The following is a 17,810-nucleotide window of genomic DNA, read 5'->3' as shown; positions in this document are numbered from 1 at the left end:
TTGTTTTGTCTATACGGTATCGTTTGCGTCGCAGGTTTGGCACAATAGTGTCCGGCACGCCAAAGAATTCATTAGGTCAATTCTATACCCCCTAATTTCGGGCCGCGCTCGGGAGACAACGGGGATACATCACTGGAGTAAGTAAGATGCAAAAGCTAGCTGAGCTGTATCGCGGAAAGGCAAAAACCGTTTACACCACCGAGAATCCCGATCTGTTGGTGTTGGAGTTCCGCAACGATACGTCAGCACTGGATGGTCAGCGCATTGAGCAGTTCGATCGCAAAGGCATGGTGAACAACAAGTTTAACCATTTCATCATGAGCAAACTGGAAGAAGCCGGCATCCCGACCCAGATGGAGCGTCTGCTGTCCGACAACGAAGTGCTGGTGAAGAAATTGGACATGGTGCCGGTGGAGTGCGTGATCCGCAACCGCGCCGCCGGTTCGTTGGTGAAGCGTCTGGGCATTGAAGAAGGTCTGGTGCTGAACCCGCCGCTGTTCGATCTGTTCCTGAAAAACGACGCCATGCACGATCCGATGGTGAACGAATCCTACTGCGAAACCTTTGGCTGGGTGAGCAAAGAGCATCTGGCGCGCATGCGCGAGCTGAGCTACCGCGCCAACGACGTGTTGACCCAGCTGTTCGACGATGCCGGCCTGATCCTGGTCGACTTCAAACTGGAGTTCGGTCTGTTCAACGGCGAAGTGGTGCTGGGCGATGAGTTCTCGCCGGACGGCAGCCGCCTGTGGGACAAAAACACCCTGGACAAGATGGACAAAGACCGTTTCCGTCAAAGCCTGGGCGGCCTGATCGAAGCCTACGAAGAAGTGGCGCGCCGCATCGGCGTGAAACTCGACTAAGCGTCGGCACCGCCATTCGGGGCGATCCGGCCGGATCGTCCCGCTATTCTGCGTTTTTCCAGAAAATTTCTACATTTCCTCCGCGGCAGACCATTTATAATGATGGATGTGAGATGACTAAAACCTATCCCACTCAGGCTTGAAGCTGCCTTTGCGCTTACGATCGCGGCGCAACTTCAACGAGCAGGGGAAATATCTGGAGTGTATTTATGCGTTGGCAAGGGCGTCGGGAAAGTGACAATGTTGAGGATCGTCGCGGGCAGTCTTCAGGTTTGGGCGGCGGTGGCGGCGGTTTCCGCGTGCCGGTGGGTGGCAAGGGCGGCATCGTTATTCTGGTAGTGGTGCTGGTGGCCGGTTATTACGGCATCGATCTGTCGCCGCTGTTGAACGGCGGTAACGTCGCTCCTCAGGGTCAACAACAGAGCGCCAGCATCAGTCCGAAAGACGATGAGCTGGCCAAATTCACCTCAGTGGTGCTGGCTTCGACCGAGGATAACTGGAAAGAGATTTTCCAGCGCATGGGCAAAACCTATCAACCGCCGAAGCTGGTGATGTATCGCGGCGTAACGCGCACCAGCTGCGGCACCGGTCAGGCGGCGATGGGGCCGTTCTACTGCCCGGGCGACAGAACGGTGTATATCGATCTGTCTTTCTATCAGGACATGAAGACCAAGCTGGGCGCCGGCGGTGATTTCGCTCAGGCCTATGTGGTGGCGCACGAAGTCGGCCACCACGTGCAGAACCTGCTGGGCATCGAGCCGAAGGTGCGCCAGATGCAGCAAGGCGCCAGCCAGGCGGAAGTGAACCGCCTGTCGGTGAAAATGGAGCTGCAGGCGGACTGCTTTGCCGGCGTGTGGGGCAAATACGCCGAGAAGCAGCAGATGCTGGAAGAGGGCGACCTGCAGGCGGCGTTGAATGCCGCGCAGGCGATTGGCGACGACCGGTTGCAGCAGCAGAGCCAGGGCCGCGTTGTGCCGGACAGCTTCACCCACGGCACTTCGCAGCAGCGCTACACCTGGTTTAAACAAGGCTTCGACAGCGGCGATCCCAATACCTGCAACACCTTTGCATCCCGTTAACGCCTCAAGTGCCGGAGCCTGACTCCGGCATTTTTTTCGGATTGAGATACAGCCTTATGCTACAGGCAGCGCAACAACTCATGCGGCGGCAGGGCATCCGGCGCCTGCTGGTGCTCAGCGGTGAACCCGAGTGGTGCCGCGAACAGGCGCAGCGGCTGGCGGCGACGCTGCCGGGCGACTGGCCGTGGGTCGGGGAGAATCCGCCGCCCGGCCAGGCGGCTTTGCCGAGCCGCGCGGTGCGCCAATTGCTGGGGCAGGAGCGGCTGCACGCGGTGTTCGACGCCGGTCACTCGCTGGACGTAGAGGCGCTGGCGGCGCTGTGCGGCGCATTGCGCGCCGGCAGCTGGCTGCTGCTGTTGACGCCGCCCTGGCGGCAATGGCCTCAGTTGCCGGACGGCGACAGCCTGCGCTGGAGCGATTGTCCGCAGCCGATCACCACGCCGCATTTCATTCATCATCTGCAGCATCATTTGGCCGACGACAGCGAAGTGACTGTCTGGCGGCAGGATGAGCCCCTGACGCTGGCCGCGCTGCCGGCGCGTGAGGGTTGGCAGCCGCCGGATGGCGGGCCGACCGAGGAACAACAGGCGATCTTGACGGCGTTGTTGCAGGCCGAGTCCGGCGTGTGGGTGCTGACCGCCGCCCGCGGCCGCGGCAAATCGACGCTGGCCGGCATGCTGATGGCGCAGTCGCCGCTGACCTGCTGGATCACCGGGCCGAGCCGCGCCGCCACAGAGGTGGCCGGGGAATGGGCGCAGGGGCGCGCACAGTTTTGGGCGCCCGATGCCTTGCTGGCGCAGTGCCGGGAGGGGGACGTCAGTGACGTGGGCTGGCTGCTGGTGGATGAAGCGGCGGCGATCCCCGCGCCGCTGTTGCAACAGCTGATCGGCTATTTCCCGCGCGTGTTGCTGACCACCACGGTGCAGGGCTATGAAGGCACCGGCCGCGGTTTTCTGCTGAAGTTTTGCGCCGGGCTGCCGTCCTATCAGGCGTTGAGTCTGCAACAGCCGATGCGCTGGGCGCAGGGCGATGCGTTGGAACGGGTCACGGACAATGCGCTGTTGTTCAACGAGCTGCCCGCCTGGCCGGTGGATGGCCAGGCGATCGATTACAGCCAGGCGGAGCAGCGTGAACTGTGCGCCGATCCGCAGCGGCTGGCGCGTTTCTATGCTCTGCTGAGCAGCGCGCATTACCGCACCTCGCCGCTGGACTTACGCCGGCTGATGGACGCGCCCGGCATGCATTTCGGGCTGGCGCAGGCCGGACAGGAGGTGGCCGGTGCCGTGTGGCTGGCGGACGAAGGCGGGTTGAGCGCCGAGTTGGCGCACGACGTGTGGGCCGGCCGCCGCCGGCCGCGCGGCAACCTGGTGGCGCAGTCGCTGGCGGCGCATGGCGGCCAGTGGTGGGCGCCGACGCTGCGGTCACGGCGCATTACCCGCATCGCGACGCTGCCGACGCTGCGGCGGCAGGGTATCGCGCGTCAGCTGGTCGAGCGGCAACGCCGCCAGGCGCAGGGGCTGGACTTCCTGTCGGTCAGCTTCGGCTATACCGAGCCGCTGTGGCGCTTTTGGCAATCCTGCGGTTTCGAGCTGGTGCGTATCGGCAGCAAGCCGGAGGCCAGCAGCGGCTGTTATACCGCGATGGCTATCTTGCCCCTGAGCGAGCAAGGGGAGGCGCTGCGGCACGCGGCGCACAAGCACCTGGCGCGCGACTGGCCCTGGCTGCGGCAGCGCATCGAACTCGTGCTGGCGATCCCGGGCGATGACGGCGACACGTCGCTCGGTGAAGAGGACTGGCGCGAGCTGGCCGGTTTCGCTTTCGCCCATCGGTCGCTGGAGGCCAGCCTGGGGGCATTGCAGCGTTTGCTGTTGGCCAGCAGTCTGCCGCTGCCCGCGCTGCGCGGCCATCTGCAACGGCGGCAATCCCCGGCGGCCTGCGTGGAGCAGGCGGGCGTAAGCGGCCAGAAAGCCTTGCTGCGCCACTGGCGGCACGAAACGGCGCAGGCGCTGGAACAGTTGAATGCGCAACACTGCCGCTACTGGCGCGACTGGGCGCAGTCGTTGCAATAAATTGAATAACTCGCTCAATAAAACCCGATTTTCCCGATTTCTCAACGGCGTATAGTCACTGTCAGCGGTGCGGCGGCGACTGTCGCCACACCAGGTTTGGTTACTATTAAGGAGTCATCGATGAAACATGAGCATTTCGTTGTCCAAAGCCCGGCGACCCCGGCGGCGCAGCTGATCTTGCTGTTTCACGGTGTCGGCGACAACCCGGTGGCGATGGGGGAGATCGGCAGCTACTTCGCCAAAGACTTTCCTCAGGCCCAGGTGGTGAGCATCGGTGGTCCCGAAGCGTTTGGCAACGGCGCCGGGCGCCAGTGGTTTTCGGTACAGGACGTGACCGAAGAGAACCGCGCGGCCCGCATAGCAGACGTGATGCCGCAGTTTGTGGCCGTGGTGCGTCATTGGCAGCAGCTGAGCGGCGTGGGCTATGCCGGCACTGCTCTGGTGGGGTTCTCGCAGGGGGCGATCATGGCACTTGAGGCGTTAAAAGCGGAAACCCGGCTGGCCGGGCGCGTGGTCGCGTTCAGCGGGCGTTTCGCCCAGTTGCCTGAGCAGGCTTTCGGCGACAGCGTGGTGCATTTGATCCACGGTGAAGAGGACGCGGTGATCGCGGTGCAACACGCTCACGCGGCGGCGGAAGCGTTACGGGCCAACGGCGTGGATTTCACGCTCGACGTGGAAGAGAACGTCGGGCATGCGATCAATCAGGGCATGATGAACGCCGCGCTGGAAAGGCTGCATTATTACGTGCCGCAGCGCTACTGGGACGAGGCATTGTCCGGCAAGCGCGGCGAGCTGATCGCCTTTCGCTAAAAACTCAGGGCGCCGATGAGCGCCCTGATGTCATTTCTTTTTCGGCCAGTCGTCTTCGTCATCCCACTGGGCGTTGTTGTCGCGGTGCGGCGGTATCTCCGGCTTGTTGGCCAGATAGCTTTTCACGTCGACGCGGCGCAGTTCCTTGATGCCGCTGACGACCATCCCCACCAGAACCAGCAGAATAATCCACCAGTAATCAGCTAACCATTGCATAGCTACTCCTTTCCTTCACTGCGTATGAAACGCGAAAAAATCGAGGGCAGATGGCGTTCGAGCCATTCGACACCGGCGACCTCCTTGTCTTGCCAGGCCGCCAGCAACAACGCCGGGGTCAGCAAATGTTCAGCCTCTTGCGCCAGCGGCCGGTAGCTTAGATGCCACGGCTCCACCGCCACGCCGCCGCTGTCTTCGGTAAAGGGGCGATAGAAACCGAACTCGGCCATATGCGCCGTCAGCCACTGGTTGAGCGGCGCAAAGTAACCGCCTTCTTCATATTCCCACGGCTCCAGCTGCAGCTTTTGCCCTTCCGGCAACAGCGACGGATCGTACACGTCCAAATCGCTGCCCCAGTGATGGCGGCTGGCGCCAGGCAGGGCTGACCAGCGCAGGATCGCCTCACAGCGTTCGGCGGCGGACAGCGGCGCGACGTCGATCGGTTGACTGTCCTTATCTAATACTGGCCGCTGGCCGCAGAATTTGCCATTCCAAATCGCCAACTGGCGGTCGAAGTCGCGGAAGGTGCTGGCGGGCTGGAGATCGAATCCGGCTTCACGCGCGGCCTGCTGCATCGCCAGGAAGGCATTGACCGCCTGCGGCTGCAGCCGATGGTTGCCGCTCAGCGGCGCCAGGTGTTCGGTCGAACGGCCGGTGAGCATCTCTGCGGTGATCATGCGACCAATTGCTCCATGATGCGTTGATACATGCGGCTCAGCAGCTGCAGATCCGCGGCGTTGACACATTCGTTGACCTTGTGGATGGTGGCGTTGACCGGCCCCAGTTCCACCACCTGCGCGCCCATCTGCGCGATGAAGCGGCCGTCGGAGGTGCCGCCGGTGGTCAGCAGCTGCGGCGTCAATTCAGAATAGTGCTCGACGGCGTTGACCACCGCATCAACCAGCGCGCCGCGCGAGGTGAGGAACGGTTGACCGGACAGCCGCCATTCGATGCTGTAATTCAACTGGTGGCGTTCCAGCAGCTCTTCCACGCGCTGCTTGATCATCGCGTCGGTGAGTTCGGTGCTGAACCGGAAGTTGAACTGCACGTAGAGATCGCCCGGGATCACGTTGTTGCTGCCGGTGCCGGCCTGCACGTTGGCGATCTGCATGCTGGTCGGCGGGAAGAACTCGTTGCCGCGATCCCATTCGATCGCCACCAGTTCATTCAGCGCCGGCATGGCGCGGTGCACCGGGTTGTCCGCCAGATGCGGATAGGCGACGTGCCCCTGTACGCCGTGGATATGCAGGTTGGCGGTGATGGAGCCGCGACGGCCGTTTTTCACCACGTCGCCGACGCGTTCGGTGCTGGACGGCTCGCCGACCAGGCAGTAATCCAGCCGCTCGTTGCGCGCCATCAGCGCTTCGACCACTTTAACCGTGCCGTGGGTGGCGCTGGCTTCTTCATCCGAAGTGATCAGAAATGCCAGGCGGCCCCGGTGATTCGGGTTGGCGGCGACAAAGCGTTCCGCGGCCACCACCATCGCGGCCAACGAGCCTTTCATGTCCGCCGCGCCGCGGCCATACAGCATGCCGTCGCGGATTGCCGGTTCAAACGGCGGGTTGTCCCAGCGTTTTTCATCGCCGGTCGGCACTACGTCGGTGTGCCCGGCAAACGCCAGAGTTTGCCCTTCGCCGCGCCAGGCCCAGAAGTTTTGGGTGTCTTCGAAGTCCATGGCTTCGACGGTGAAGCCGATCGCCTGCAGGCGTTCGATCATCAGTTGCTGGCAGCCTTCGTCACTCGGGCTGAGGGAAGGGCGTTTGATCAACTGCTGGGCCAGTTCGATAACCGGGCAAGTCATACGGCAACCTCGGCGATAAATTGTTGGTAAGCGTCGGCGTTGAAACCGAGCAGAGCGTGGCCGTTGCCGTCGTCCAGCAGCGGACGTTTAATGATTGCCGGCTGCGCCAGCATCAGCGCGATGGCGGCGTCGGCGTTATCACAGGCGTTGCGCTGCGCTTCATCCAGCTTGCGCCAGGTGGTGCCGCGGGTATTGAGCAGCGGCTCCCAACCCAGTTGCGCGACGAAACCGCGCAGTTGCTGTTCGGTCAAGCCGTCGGCGCGGTAGTCGTGAAAATGATAGGCTATGCCCTGATCTTCCAGCCAGCGGCGGGCTTTTTTGATGGTGTCGCAGTTTTTGATGCCGTACATCGTCAGCGTTGTCTGTTGCGGTTTATTTGCCATGGCGTAAAGCTACCTGTCTCGTCGAGTCGATACTGAGCGGCGGGCGCGGTCTTAGGCCTTCTCGCCGCCCGGCGATAGCAGAGATAATGCCAGTAAAGCGGCGGCGAGATCCAGACAACGATGCGCGCGAGAGACGATTGGGCGCCAGGGAGAGAGGTTGGCAAATTGATGAAACGGCTATCTTCGCCGGCGGGGCTGTTAAAAGGCGCCGGCGAACGCGTTCTGCCGCCAATGCGGCGCGGGGGAGAGAGAACTACTCTTTATTGATTCTTATGTTTAAACGCTCGGTCAAACACCGTACGCGGGTAATATGCAACAGCGGTTTTATCCTGCTGGCGCCGAGTTTTTTCATGATTCGTGATTTGTAATGATTGGCGGTTTTATTTCTGATATTCATGGCATTGCTGATGTCGGCCAGCGATTTTCCCGTTGACCACTCCGAGAGAAAATGCGATTCGCGCTGAGAGAGTTGCGGCGGCTCGGTATAGTGACTGTAACGCTTATATAAGTCGCCGATCAGGTGGCTGAAGCGGATCAATGATATAAGGTTTGATAATATAATGGTCTTATTGTCGACAATCACCATCTCATGCAGGCAGTCGGTAATAATGATTATTTTGTAGGTATTGGGGTTGGCATATTCATCGCGGTAACGCGCTTCAAAGTTGGCGATGGTGACATCGATAAAGCAGACCCTTCTGCGGCTAAAGCCGGCCGGCGCGCGTTTTTCCGCCCAGGTTTGGTTAATGAGTTGTCGGATGCCGACGGTGGTATAAGCACACTCGCTGAAAATATCAATTTCCATTTTATTATAATCCTTTACTTTTTATTTCCCGGTGAGGATGGCTATCTTAAAACATAAAAAAAGAAAAAATCCAAATAATTGCATGTTGAACTTTTCTTGCGCCGCAAATGAATGAGCGTTATCTGGGCGCGAGCTTTGAAGGGAAGGTTATATACTAGCATGATTTATAAAGAGTAAATCTTTTTTTTCAACCGAATTTTTAAGCAAGGTAAGGTTAATAGAATAGACATCTTCTATTAATACCTCGGTAATTAAAAGGAATTAACATAGATTAAGACTATCAAAATATGTAAAATGATCGGTTTTGACGATCATTTAAGGGTGGCTGTTTGGGCTTAACGAATTAATAACTAAGATTTTTCTTGGTTTTTTCACGATGAGTGGCTTTATTTTGAACGTCACCAGAGTCGGCGATGAGGTCATGAAAAAATTAACGTTGAAATTGAGACAAAGATAATTCTAAACAAAGAAACTGCGATGTTTTAAGCTGTAATCAGAGTGTGAACATGGATGATTGATCCGGAGAGCCGGCGTGAAAAAATGTCATATCGAAATTTCCGAGCGGGTAACGCAGGAAATAACGTCCTGTATCGCGGAGGGATTGGACCGTTTTAACGATCAACATATCGGCTACGGCGATCGTCTGCCGCTGGCGGTGGTGGTAAGAGATCCCGACAGTGGGGAAGTTCTGGGAGGGATTACCGGACGCTCATCGTTAGGGCTGCTGTTTCTCGATCTCTTTTATCTGCCGGAAGCGCTGCGCGGCGCGGGGTTGGGCAGCGAACTGTTGCGCCGCTTCGAACAGGAAGGCCGTCGGCGCGGTTGCCTTTCCGCCGTGTTGTACACCATCAGCTTTCAGGCGCCGGACTTTTATCAACGGCATGGCTGGCAGCGTATGGGTGAAGTGCCTTGCTTGCCGCCGGGAACCCGCCGTATCTTTATGAGCAAAACCTTGTGATGCACATTTAACGCACGTAGCCCCCTTGTTGCAGGCGCTGCAGCGCAGCGCCGTCCGCATACACCATGCCGGTGGTCAAATCGTGAAAGCCGTACTTTTTATAGAAGGCGAGCTTTTCCGGCACGGAATAGATGAAAATCTTGCCGAGCGGCGCCAGATCTTGCATCACCCGATCCATCAACCTGCGCCCCAGCCCTTGTCCCTGAAAGCGCGGATCGATCGCCACGTCCGCCAGGTAAGCGACCGATGTCAGATCGCTGATGGCATGTGCAGTGGCGATCAACTCGTCGCCGATAAACCCCCAATAGCAAAACTGGCTGTGTTGGTAAACGCGCCGCAAGGTGTGCGGATCGCGCTTGCCCAGCCCGGCGGCCTCCAGCAATTCACACAGCCGCTGCCAGTCGATGGCGCGGCGACTCGAGTCGGTGATAATTTCCATCGTTTTCCTCTAACCGATAAGACTGAGATCGGCGGCATAGTGCCGAATGGCGCGTTGATAACCGCGGATGTCGGGGTCTGACGAGGTTTCCGCCAGCAGCAGCAACAGATCGGTCACGGCCCGTTTATTTTCACCCAGGTTGTACAGCGCCATGGCGCGAAACAGCATCAGCTCGTTGGCCTGCGGGAACTCGGCCAGGCCGTCGTCGAAAGCCCGTAGCGACGCCGAATATTCTCCCAGGGCGCGGTAGGTGCTGCCGAGACCCAGCCAGGCCTCGCGGCGTTGGGCGGGCGGCAAATCGCGAGCCAACGCCGCGAGGTAACAGGGAATGGCCTGTTGCTCCAGGCCCTGTACGTCATACAGGCAGGCCAGCTGAAAGTGCAGCGTTGCCGCTTCCGGCTCTGCCGCCAGTTGCCTTAGCGCCAGCGCGGTCGCCTCCTGATAGCGGCCCTGCGTTTTTAACTCTAAGAGAGACAAAGAAGTGGACATGATCTGGGCTCCATTGGCGTATTTTTATACCTTTTACACGCTATCGTGGAGAAATTGATATCACAAGGGAATAGCTGCACTGAACATTGATCAGATAAATACGAAAATGTGCGCTAAGCCCGGTTTCCGAGCCCGGCATCGTTCCCGTTTCCCTTCACATGGTCAAAAAACAGGCGTAGAATCCGCTTCGTCAAATAATTGAGGTTGTAAAGTATTATGGTTGATCGTGAATTAGGAAACTGGAAAGACTTCATTGATGAGATGTTGGGCAACTGACACAGCGTTGAAGCAGATGGCAAGGTTGAGTCATTGGAAAGTCACTGAAACACCTTGGGAACGAGATTTTCGTTCGAAATAAAGCAGCATCGGTAACCCGACGCTGCTTTTTTTATATCTCGCGGATCAGTCCCCGGTGGCCGGCGTATTGCCTGCCGGATGCGCTTTACCCGGGAAACGGCGGCGAACCAGCACAAAGAACAATGGCACGAAGAAAATCGCCAGCAGGGTGGCGGAGATCATGCCGCCCATCACCCCGGTGCCGACCGCATGCTGGCTGCCGGAACCGGCGCCGCTGCTGGTAGCCATCGGCAGCACGCCGAAGATGAACGCCAGCGAGGTCATCAGGATCGGCCGCAGGCGCATGCGGGACGCGTCGAGCGTCGCCGACATCAGATCCTGCCCTTTATGGTTCAGCTCATTGGCGAACTCGACGATCAGAATGGCGTTTTTCGCCGACAGCCCAATGATGGTCAACAGGCCGACCTGGAAATAGACGTCGTTCTCCAGGCCGCGCAGCCAGGTGGCGGCGACCGCGCCGATCACCCCCAGCGGCACCACCAGCATCACCGAGAACGGTATCGACCAGCTTTCGTACAGCGCCGCCAGGCACAGGAACACCACCAGCAGCGAGATGGCATACAACGCCGGTGCCTGCGAGCCGGACAGCCGTTCCTGATAGGACATCGCCGTCCATTCCAGCCCGAAACCGGTCGGCAGTTGGCTGACCAGTTTTTCCATTTCCGCCATGGCGGTGCCGGTGCTGACGCCGTTGGCCGCCTCGCCGACGATCTCCAGCGCCGAACTGCCGTTATAGCGCTCCAGCCGTGGCGAACCGTACTCCCAGTGCGAGCTGGCGAAGGCCGAGAACGGCACCATGCCGCCCGCGCTGTTGCGCACATACCATTTGTTGATGTCATCCGGCAGCATGCGGAACGGCGCTGCGGCCTGCACGTAGACTTTTTTCACCCGCCCGCGGTCGACGAAGTCGTTGACGTAGGTCGAGCCCCAGGCGGTGGAGAGGGTATTGTTGATGTCGTCGATCGATACGCCCAGCGCCTGAGCCTTGCGCTGATCGATATCGATTTGCAGCTGCGGGCTGTCGTCCAGGCCGTTGTGGCGCACGCGCGACAGCAGCGGGTTTTGCGCCGCCAGCTGCAGCAGCTGATCGCGCGCCGCCATCAGTTTGGCGTGGCCGAGCCCGGCGTGGTCTTCCAACTCCATGTCGAAGCCGGAGGAGTTGCCGAGACCGGTGATCGCCGGCGGGCTGCTGGCGATCACCCGGGCTTCGTTAATCTTGTTGAATGCCAGCGTGGCGCGATCGATGATGTCGAACGAGCTGTTGGCACCCGAGGTGCGCAGATCCCAGTCTTTCAGCCGCACGAACAGGCGCGCCACGTTTTGGCCGTTGCCGCCGGGCCCGGAGCCGATGATGGCGAACACCGACAAAACGTCCTGTTTCTCTTCGGTGAGGAAGTACCGCTCGACCTTTTCCACCACTTTGGAGGTTTGCTGCAGGGTCGAGCCCGCCGGCAACTGCACCTGTACGGTGAAGATGCCACGGTCTTCCTGCGGCAGGAACGAGGTCGGCAGCTTGATGAACAGCAGCGCCATGCCGCCGAGCAACAGCAGATAAATCACCATGTAGCGGCCGCTGGCGTGCAGAATGCGCCCCACGCCGCGCTCATAGCGATCGGCATTGCGGTTGAACATGCGGTTGAACCAGCCGAAGAAGCCGCGCTTGCCGTGATGGTGCCCTTTGGCGATCGGTTTAAGCAGCGTCGCGCACAGGGCCGGGGTCAGGATCATCGCCACCAGCACCGACAGCACCATGGCGGAGACGATGGTGATGGAGAACTGGCGATAGATGGCGCCGGTGGTGCCGCCGAAGAACGCCATCGGCACGAACACCGCCGACAGCACCAGGGCGATGCCGACCAGCGCGCTCTGGATTTGCCCCATGGATTTGCGCGTGGCCTCTCGCGGCGGCAAGCCTTCCTCGCTCATCACGCGCTCGACGTTCTCCACCACCACGATGGCGTCGTCCACCAGCAGGCCGATCGCCAGCACCATGGCGAACATGGTGAGGGTGTTGATGCTGAAGCCGCAGGCGGAGAGGATGGCGAAAGTGCCCATCAGCACCACCGGCACGGCGATGGTGGGGATCAGCGTGGCGCGGAAGTTCTGCAGGAACAGATACATCACCAGGAACACCAGCAGGATGGCCTCCAGCAGCGTTTTCACCACGTCCTTGATCGAGGCTTTGACGAACGGGGTGGTTTCATAGGCCACTTTGGCCTCCAGCCCGTGCGGGAAGTATTGTGACAGCTCGGCGATCTTGTCCTTCACCAACTGGTCGGTCTGCAGTTCGTTGGCGCCGGAGGCCAGCTTGATGTTCATGCCGGCGGCCTGCATGCCGTTGTAGCGGCTGAGGTAGTTGTAGTTCTCGCCGCCCAACTCAACGGTGGCGACGTTGCCCAGCGTCACCAGCGAACCGTCCTGATTGACCCGCAGGGTGATCTGGCGGAACTGTTCCGGCGTCTGGAGCTGCGACTGGGCGTTGATGGTGGCGTTCAGCGCCTGTTTATCGACCGACGGCGTGCCGCCCAACTGGCCGACCGCCACCTGGGCGTTCTGCGACTGAATGGCTTTGACCACGTCCTGGGTCGTGAGCTGGTAGCTGTTGAGCTTGTTGGGATCGAGCCAGATGCGCATGGCGTATTGTGAGCCATACACGTCCATGCTGCCGACGCCGTTGATGCGGCTGAGCGGATCCTGCAGGTTGGAGACGATGTAATCGGCGATGTCCTGCTTGTCCATGCTGTTGTCGGTGGAGACGAACGCCACCATCATCAGCGTAGTGTCGCCGGATTTCGAGACCGTGACCCCTTGATTCTGCACCGCCTGCGGCAAACGTTTGATCGCCGCCTGCAGCTGGTTTTGCACCTGCTGCATCGCCTCGTTGGGATCGGTGCCGGCTTCGAACGTCAGCGTGACGGTCGCCTGGCCGGTATTGGTGCTCTGCGACGACATATACATCATGTTGTCGAGGCCGGTCATATTTTGCTCAATGATTTGGGTGACGGTGTTTTCCAGCGTTTGCGCCGAGGCGCCTGGGTAAGTTGCGCTGATGCGCACGTTCGGCGGCGCCAAATTCGGGTATTGTTCTACCGGTAAAGAAAAAATCGCCAATGCCCCGGTCAGGCAAAGAATAATTGCCAGCACCCAGGCGAAAATCGGGCGATCAATAAAAAAATTGGCCATGCAGCGCGAACCTCGTTATGACTTGTTCTATCTTTAAAACGCATCGGAAATATGCATTTCAGCGGCAGGGAAGGATTCCGGCGCTATTGCACTTTACTCGGGATAGTCGAGGAAAGCGTGGAGAAAAAAAGGAGATAGTGTAAATAACGGTAGCGGGAAACGGCGTGGGTGCCCCGGTGTCGATAATTGTACGCTATTAAGACATTTTTATTACTATCAAAGGCCTTGCGCATGTCTTCGCCGCAGGGAGCCGAAAAATAAAAACTGGATCCACCTTACAGCAGGAGCTTGGCATGGGAATTAACCCGGTATTTGCCCGTCGGCTTTATTTATGCTGGCTGATCAGCCACAGTGAGCGGCCCAATGTGCCGCGGTTGATGGCGCTGACCGGCTGGCCGCGCCGCACGTTGCAGGATGTGCTGAAGGCGCTGCCCGGCATGGGCGTCGAGCTGCAGTTCGTGCAGCAGGGCGTGCGCAACAACGACGGTTTTTATCAGTTGGAAAGCTGGGGGCCGTTCAACAAGAGTTGGGTGCATCAGCACCATCAGGCGCTGCTCAGCGCCATCGAGTAAGCGGCCCCGGCGTATTGGCCGGGGCGGGGCGATCAGTGGCTTTTGTACTCCAGGTACATCACCGTCGCCGCCACGCGAGAACGCACGTCCAGCTTGCGCAGTATGTTGCGGATGTGCACCTTCACGGTTTCTTCAGAGATATGCAATTGCGCCGCCACCTGTTTGTTGGACAGGCCGCGAGCCACCTCTTGCAAGACGTCCAGTTCGCGTTCGGTCAAGGCGGTGAAGGGATCGCGCTGCTCGCTGCGCGCCAGCAAATAGTCGGCCATGGCGTCGCTGATCACGTTTTGCCCCTCGGCGGCGGCGCTGATGTGTTCCAGCAGCTGCTCCGGTTCACTGTCTTTCAGCAGATAGCCGTCGGCGCCGGCGTCGATCAGCGCATACAGATCGCTGCGCGCGTCGGAGACCGTCAGCACGATGATGCGTGCGTCCACGCCTTCGTCGCGCAGAGCCCGCAGCGTATCCAGCCCGGACATGCCCTTCATGTTCAGATCCAACAAGATCACGTCCGGCGCGTGCTGCAGCGCCAGCGCAACAGCCTCGCTGCCGTTGCCGGCCTCTGCCACCACGCCAAATCGCGCATCCAGTCCCAGCAGTTGTTTGATGCCGCGCCGCATCAACGGATGATCGTCAACGATCATGACTCGGTATTGCTTCATCACCATGAAATATGCTCCCTGTAGCAAGTAAAGCCACTCAAACGCGCCCGGAGGCGTGCTTCACAGTGGGACTGTCTCTTCAAAAATAGCGGCATTCTGCACCGCAAACCTCTCTGGGCGGCCTTCTGCCCGGCGGCAACCGTAACGCAGAGTGAACAGCCGCAAGGTCAGGGCGAGAATGTCAGGCAGACCGCCGTGCCGCCGCGGCTTCTGCGCCGGATGCGCAGCGTTCCTCCCAGTCGCGCCGCGCGTTCGCTCATGATGGTCAAGCCGTAATGCCCTTCCGGTTCTTCCAGACTGGCGATACCGCAACCGTCGTCGGTAATGCTGAATACGTTGTCGCCTGCGGCGTTGACCTCGCAACACACCGCGATCTCGCTCGCTCCTGCGTGCTTGACGGCATTGAGCACCGCCTCGCGCACGATCTGCAGCGCGTGCACCTGCTGCTGGGCGTTGAGCGCCTGCGAGGGCAGCCGACAGTGTAACTGAATCCGCGCGGTGGTTAGCGCCTTTAATGGCTGCAGCAGTTGCTCCAGCGCGGCATTCAGATCCGCCTCCTGAATGTTGAGGCGGAAGGTGGCCAGTAATTCTCTCAGCTGGCGATAGGCATCGGCCAGCGTGCGATCGAAATCGTCGATAATCGTCTGCGCCGCCGGATCGTCGGCGGCGCGCCGGAGCAGCGTCAGCTGGATGCGTAGGAACGACAGCGTCTGCGCCAGCGAATCGTGCAGCTCGCGGGCGATGGTCCCACGTTCTTCCATCAACAGCAGATATTGGTGCTGCTTTTGCGCCCGGTTGAAGTAGACGCCACGCCCCAGCATGTTGGCCAGGCTCTGCATCAGGTGAGGATGCGGCGGCTGCGCTTCGGGCTGCCATCGCAATTCACCCAGCAGTTTATCGCCTTGGGTGATCGGCAGCGCGCTCCAGGTTTGCGCCGGCGCCGGCTCTCCTTCGTTCAGTTGCCACTGGCCATGATCGTCCGCCACGTTCAACCGGATGCAGCGCAGTCGTTCGCTTTGGCGCACGATGCGCAGCACATTCTCGAATGCCTGCTGATCGATCTGGCGCACGCTCAGCGCCTGTGAACAGCGATACAGCACCTCCAGCGTTTCGTTGGCCTGCTGCAGGCGCTGGGTTTTTTCCTGCACTTTCAGCTCCAGCGACTGATAGAGCCGGGCCAGCTCGTCAGACATGGCGCTGAAGGTTTGCGACAGCACGCCGAGCTCGTTCGGCAGCGCCACGTCCAGCTGCGGGTGGCGAAAGTCGCGCTGTTGCACGCGCTGGCTGGCGTCGACCAGATGCTGCAGCGGCATGACCACCTGGCGGCGCATAAAGCGAATGCAAAACAGCACCAGACCGATGATGGCGGCGTAGCCCAGCACGCTGACGGCGGCCACCAGGGTGAGTTTCAACTCGGAATAACGCTGCAGAGCGGAAACAAAATGATCGACGCGGTTGACGTAGCCGGCGACCTCCGCCCGGTAGGCGGCCGCTTGCCCGTCACGGATCTGCCGCTCCATCGCTTGCCATGTTCGTTGCAGCGCCAGATAGTGGTTGCGCACATCGGCCGGGACGTAAAAGCGCGCCAGCTTTTGCAGCGCCGGCGCCTGCAAAGATTGCCGGTACTGCTGCAGGTGCAGCTCCAGCTCCGGGCTCTGTCGATCGAGATCAAAGGCCAGGCGGTAGCTTTGCATGCGCAGCGAACCGGCAATGTTGATCGCCTCGGCATCGCTCTGGCTGCCGGCGACGGTCGTCAACGCCAACCCGGTGGCGAGCACCGACAGTATCACGATGCCGAACAGCGCCCTGGCCAGGCTGCCGGTCACGGAACGTTTAACAAGCAATCACGGAATCCTTTTCTCTCAGGTGAGGGCTGCGCCAGTTTCATTCGAAAGCAAAACTATAACTTTTGCAACTAAATTGCACCGCGATTTGTATCAAGTTGTCAACAAAACGGGAACAATTGTCGTCGTGTAATCAAATGAATAGCGAAATGCCCGCCGATGTTCAGCTGCAGCTCGGTTTCCACTGAGGATTTGTCTTTGCGGATGCGATTCGTCTGTCAGATTATGCGTCTGCCCACGATGTATTTTTAATCCTGGTTTGCCCGGAGAGGCGTTGTGATTTTTGTTGCAAATCGTCTGCTGCGGCGCAGCGTAATCGCGGTATGATTTTCACGTTGCAACTCAAGGAAAAAGGGTCATGTCGTCGAAAATTGAGAATGTGAAGAAAGAGCTGTTGTCGGACAACTGGTATGTGCTGCACAAGTACACGTTCGATCTGAAACGCAAAAACGGCGGTTCGGTGCAACAGATGCGCGAGGTTTACGATCGCGGCAACGGCGCCACCATTTTGCTGTACAACCGCGCCAAGGGCACGGTGGTGCTGACCAACCAGTTCCGCATGCCGACCTATGTCAACGGCAACGAAAGCGGCATGCTGCTCGAGGCCTGCGCCGGCCTGCTGGACGCCGATTCGCCGGAGCAGTGCGCGCGCCGCGAAGCGGTGGAAGAGACCGGTTTTCAGGTGGGCGAGGTCAAGAAAATCTTCGAAGCCTACATGTCGCCGGGCGGCGTGACCGAGATCGTGCACTTCTTTATCGCCGAATACCATGACGATGAGCGGCGCGCGGCCGGCGGCGGCATTGAAGATGAAGATATCGAAGTGATCGAACTGCCGTTTCGCGACGCGGTGGCGATGATCGCCGATGGCCGCATTAAAGACGGCAAGACCATCATGCTGCTGCAGTATTTGCAGATTCATCGGGTGATGGAATAAAAAAAGCCGGTCATGATGACCGGCTTTTTTATCGGCTGGCGCCCGGCGGCTTACTTCAGCAGCGCCTGTGCCTTGGCCACCACGTTGTCCACGGTGAAGCCGAACTCGGCGAACAGCTGCTCCGCCGGCGCCGACTCACCGAAGGTGGTCATGCCCACGATAGCGCCGTTCAGGCCCACGTACTTGTACCAGTAGTCCGCGATACCCGCTTCCACCGCTACGCGCGCCGTCACCGCCGCCGGCAGCACCGACTCACGGTACGCCGCATCCTGCTTGTCGAACGCGTCGGTCGACGGCATCGACACCACGCGCACCTTGCGGCCCGCCGCGGTCAGTTTGTCCGCCGCTTCCA

Annotated in this window: 19 protein-coding genes; 8 read left to right on the top strand and 11 right to left on the bottom strand. The window is 59.7% G+C overall.

Annotated features, from left to right (window positions below; translation table 11 throughout):
• Positions 1–146 precede the first annotated feature (146 nt).
• The 4 genes from purC to ypfH all read left to right on the top strand — a co-directional run bounded on the left by purC (position 147) and on the right by ypfH (position 4,818).
• On the top strand, positions 147–860 hold the full coding sequence (gene purC / locus GT753_RS24535; protein ID WP_004941708.1) for a phosphoribosylaminoimidazolesuccinocarboxamide synthase: 714 nt from the start codon (positions 147–149) through the stop codon (positions 858–860).
• 209 nt (positions 861–1,069) lie between these two features.
• The gene (locus GT753_RS24530) at positions 1,070–1,939 is read left to right on the top strand and encodes a neutral zinc metallopeptidase (RefSeq protein WP_028127776.1); all 870 of its coding nucleotides are present in this window, start codon (positions 1,070–1,072) and stop codon (positions 1,937–1,939) included.
• Between the two features lie 56 nt (positions 1,940–1,995).
• Complete coding sequence (locus GT753_RS24525) at positions 1,996–4,008, top strand: tRNA(Met) cytidine acetyltransferase TmcA (protein WP_160126073.1); 2,013 nt, start codon at positions 1,996–1,998, stop codon at positions 4,006–4,008.
• 120 nt (positions 4,009–4,128) lie between these two features.
• On the top strand, positions 4,129–4,818 hold the full coding sequence (ypfH, locus tag GT753_RS24520) for an esterase (RefSeq protein ID WP_015378704.1): 690 nt from the start codon (positions 4,129–4,131) through the stop codon (positions 4,816–4,818).
• A gap of 30 nt (positions 4,819–4,848) precedes the next feature.
• Here the strand turns inward: ypfH and GT753_RS24515 are convergent, their stop codons facing one another.
• From GT753_RS24515 to GT753_RS24495, 5 genes are all read right to left on the bottom strand, one after another.
• Positions 4,849–5,034: a YpfN family protein gene (locus GT753_RS24515; RefSeq protein ID WP_004941720.1), complete on the bottom strand. Its 186-nt coding sequence runs from the start codon at positions 5,032–5,034 to the stop codon at positions 4,849–4,851.
• A 2-nt stretch (positions 5,035–5,036) separates the two neighbouring features.
• On the bottom strand, positions 5,037–5,711 hold the full coding sequence (locus GT753_RS24510) for a M15 family metallopeptidase (RefSeq protein WP_004941723.1): 675 nt from the start codon (positions 5,709–5,711) through the stop codon (positions 5,037–5,039).
• Complete coding sequence (gene dapE, locus GT753_RS24505) at positions 5,708–6,835, bottom strand: succinyl-diaminopimelate desuccinylase (protein ID WP_015378703.1); 1,128 nt, start codon at positions 6,833–6,835, stop codon at positions 5,708–5,710. Before dapE ends, GT753_RS24510 begins: the two co-directional genes overlap by 4 nt.
• A complete protein-coding gene (locus tag GT753_RS24500) occupies positions 6,832–7,218 on the bottom strand; it encodes an ArsC family reductase (RefSeq protein WP_004941730.1) in 387 nt (128 codons plus the stop codon). The genes dapE and GT753_RS24500 overlap by 4 nt, the downstream gene beginning before the upstream one ends.
• A 253-nt stretch (positions 7,219–7,471) precedes the next feature.
• Positions 7,472–8,023 (bottom strand): LuxR C-terminal-related transcriptional regulator, encoded by a 552-nt coding sequence (locus tag GT753_RS24495; protein WP_015378702.1) that lies wholly within the window; start codon positions 8,021–8,023, stop codon positions 7,472–7,474.
• Positions 8,024–8,555: 532 nt separating this feature from the next.
• Here GT753_RS24495 and GT753_RS24490 point away from each other — a divergent pair.
• Positions 8,556–8,981: a GNAT family N-acetyltransferase gene (locus GT753_RS24490; protein ID WP_015378701.1), complete on the top strand. Its 426-nt coding sequence runs from the start codon at positions 8,556–8,558 to the stop codon at positions 8,979–8,981.
• 7 nt (positions 8,982–8,988) lie between these two features.
• Here GT753_RS24490 and GT753_RS24485 read toward each other — a convergent pair whose 3' ends face one another.
• Positions 8,989–9,420, bottom strand: coding sequence for a GNAT family N-acetyltransferase (locus tag GT753_RS24485; protein ID WP_015378700.1), 432 nt, complete (start codon positions 9,418–9,420; stop codon positions 8,989–8,991).
• A gap of 9 nt (positions 9,421–9,429) precedes the next feature.
• Positions 9,430–9,909, bottom strand: coding sequence for a tetratricopeptide repeat protein (locus GT753_RS24480; RefSeq protein ID WP_015378699.1), 480 nt, complete (start codon positions 9,907–9,909; stop codon positions 9,430–9,432).
• Between the two features lie 216 nt (positions 9,910–10,125).
• On the opposite strand from GT753_RS24480, the gene ypfM reads away from it, so the two are divergent.
• Positions 10,126–10,185, top strand: coding sequence for a protein YpfM (gene ypfM / locus GT753_RS25935; protein ID WP_100396732.1), 60 nt, complete (start codon positions 10,126–10,128; stop codon positions 10,183–10,185).
• Between the two features lie 126 nt (positions 10,186–10,311).
• Here ypfM and acrD read toward each other — a convergent pair whose 3' ends face one another.
• Positions 10,312–13,449 (bottom strand): multidrug efflux RND transporter permease AcrD, encoded by a 3,138-nt coding sequence (gene acrD, locus GT753_RS24470; protein WP_004941747.1) that lies wholly within the window; start codon positions 13,447–13,449, stop codon positions 10,312–10,314.
• A gap of 293 nt (positions 13,450–13,742) precedes the next feature.
• Between acrD and GT753_RS24465 the strand changes: the two genes are divergently transcribed.
• Positions 13,743–14,021 (top strand): helix-turn-helix domain-containing protein, encoded by a 279-nt coding sequence (locus GT753_RS24465; RefSeq protein ID WP_004941750.1) that lies wholly within the window; start codon positions 13,743–13,745, stop codon positions 14,019–14,021.
• Between the two features lie 32 nt (positions 14,022–14,053).
• Here the strand turns inward: GT753_RS24465 and GT753_RS24460 are convergent, their stop codons facing one another.
• A complete protein-coding gene (locus GT753_RS24460; protein ID WP_004941753.1) occupies positions 14,054–14,686 on the bottom strand; it encodes a response regulator in 633 nt (210 codons plus the stop codon).
• 161 nt (positions 14,687–14,847) lie between these two features.
• Positions 14,848–16,524 carry a nitrate/nitrite two-component system sensor histidine kinase NarQ gene (gene narQ / locus GT753_RS24455; RefSeq protein ID WP_160126072.1) on the bottom strand — a complete coding sequence of 559 codons (1,677 nt, stop codon included), beginning with the start codon at positions 16,522–16,524 and terminating at the stop codon, positions 14,848–14,850.
• A 358-nt stretch (positions 16,525–16,882) separates the two neighbouring features.
• Here narQ and nudK point away from each other — a divergent pair, with 358 nt between their 5' ends.
• A complete protein-coding gene (gene nudK, locus GT753_RS24450; RefSeq protein ID WP_015378696.1) occupies positions 16,883–17,458 on the top strand; it encodes a GDP-mannose pyrophosphatase NudK in 576 nt (191 codons plus the stop codon).
• A 50-nt stretch (positions 17,459–17,508) separates the two neighbouring features.
• Here nudK and GT753_RS24445 read toward each other — a convergent pair.
• A partial coding sequence (locus GT753_RS24445) for a transketolase C-terminal domain-containing protein (protein WP_275430434.1) occupies positions 17,509–17,810 on the bottom strand: 302 nt, incomplete at its 5' end.

Source organism: Serratia sp. Z4 (genome assembly GCF_009900725.1).
Taxonomy (GTDB): domain Bacteria; phylum Pseudomonadota; class Gammaproteobacteria; order Enterobacterales; family Enterobacteriaceae; genus Serratia; species Serratia nematodiphila.
The sequence above is the reverse complement of the archived record's forward strand: the minus strand, read 5'-3'. Positions and strand labels throughout refer to the sequence as shown.

Coding starts and splice junctions, on each gene's coding strand:
- purC (WP_004941708.1), top strand. CDS start 147: ATGCAAAAGCTAGCTGAGCTGTATCGCGGAAAGGCAAAAACCGTTTAC.
- GT753_RS24530 (WP_028127776.1), top strand. CDS start 1,070: ATGCGTTGGCAAGGGCGTCGGGAAAGTGACAATGTTGAGGATCGTCGC.
- GT753_RS24525 (WP_160126073.1), top strand. CDS start 1,996: ATGCTACAGGCAGCGCAACAACTCATGCGGCGGCAGGGCATCCGGCGC.
- ypfH (WP_015378704.1), top strand. CDS start 4,129: ATGAAACATGAGCATTTCGTTGTCCAAAGCCCGGCGACCCCGGCGGCG.
- GT753_RS24515 (WP_004941720.1), bottom strand. CDS start 5,034: ATGCAATGGTTAGCTGATTACTGGTGGATTATTCTGCTGGTTCTGGTG.
- GT753_RS24510 (WP_004941723.1), bottom strand. CDS start 5,711: ATGATCACCGCAGAGATGCTCACCGGCCGTTCGACCGAACACCTGGCG.
- dapE (WP_015378703.1), bottom strand. CDS start 6,835: ATGACTTGCCCGGTTATCGAACTGGCCCAGCAGTTGATCAAACGCCCT.
- GT753_RS24500 (WP_004941730.1), bottom strand. CDS start 7,218: ATGGCAAATAAACCGCAACAGACAACGCTGACGATGTACGGCATCAAA.
- GT753_RS24495 (WP_015378702.1), bottom strand. CDS start 8,023: ATGGAAATTGATATTTTCAGCGAGTGTGCTTATACCACCGTCGGCATC.
- GT753_RS24485 (WP_015378700.1), bottom strand. CDS start 9,420: ATGGAAATTATCACCGACTCGAGTCGCCGCGCCATCGACTGGCAGCGG.
- GT753_RS24480 (WP_015378699.1), bottom strand. CDS start 9,909: ATGTCCACTTCTTTGTCTCTCTTAGAGTTAAAAACGCAGGGCCGCTAT.
- acrD (WP_004941747.1), bottom strand. CDS start 13,449: ATGGCCAATTTTTTTATTGATCGCCCGATTTTCGCCTGGGTGCTGGCA.
- GT753_RS24465 (WP_004941750.1), top strand. CDS start 13,743: ATGGGAATTAACCCGGTATTTGCCCGTCGGCTTTATTTATGCTGGCTG.
- GT753_RS24460 (WP_004941753.1), bottom strand. CDS start 14,686: ATGGTGATGAAGCAATACCGAGTCATGATCGTTGACGATCATCCGTTG.
- nudK (WP_015378696.1), top strand. CDS start 16,883: ATGTCGTCGAAAATTGAGAATGTGAAGAAAGAGCTGTTGTCGGACAAC.